Source organism: Providencia sp. SP181 (genome assembly GCF_050446505.1).
Classification (GTDB): domain Bacteria; phylum Pseudomonadota; class Gammaproteobacteria; order Enterobacterales; family Enterobacteriaceae; genus Providencia; species Providencia vermicola.
In genome coordinates this window covers 1-616 of the sequence record NZ_JBBPXM010000041.1, presented here as the reverse complement: position 1 = coordinate 616, position 616 = coordinate 1, and the positions used below count along the sequence as shown (strand labels likewise).

Genomic DNA, 616 nt, shown 5'->3' with positions numbered 1-616 from the left:
ACCAACGCAAGCACCAAAGGATGATAGTGGGGCAAAATGTTTCCATTTAAACTCGTTTGGTGACATGAATTTAACCTAAAGCGATAATCAATAGTGTGAGTGTTTCTCACTTAGGTAGTTTTTGCAACAAGCCCGAAAAGTGTCCTAATTTAGTGCTTAAAATAGCGCTAAGACTCCATGATACTCAGTTCAGATGCATAACGCTATCTTCTTGAACTCCATATACTCCATCTACAGACCTAAAGTAATTAATATATTTTTCATTCATTTCAGCAGGAACAGAAATAACAAAAATATTCATGTTTTTCAGATCGTAAGTAACATGAGCTCCTGATTTATCAATATCATTTTTTATTTTAGATTTCAGTGTCGGCTGGTAGCTAATTAATATTTTTTTACTTTCATTTTTCGGAGAGACTGCTATCACAGCCTTGTCAGATTTATACGCTAAGGAATCAGTATCATGTAGGTGCTCATTCGTGCATGAGCAGAGCACGATGACTGATAACACGAATATAATTTTTTTATACATAACACCTCTTATAGGAATATAGTGCACAAGGTTGCAACATCATTTATTATTAACCATCATTTTTTAACAGGCAATAAAAAATGA

At 33.8% G+C, this 616-nt stretch carries 1 protein-coding gene; it reads right to left on the bottom strand.

Features of this window, described 5'->3' with window-relative positions; all coding sequences use genetic code 11:
- Positions 1 to 184: 184 nt before the first annotated feature.
- Complete coding sequence (locus tag AABS66_RS21630) at positions 185 to 532, bottom strand: hypothetical protein (protein WP_430225488.1); 348 nt, start codon at positions 530 to 532, stop codon at positions 185 to 187.
- Positions 533 to 616 lie beyond the last annotated feature (84 nt).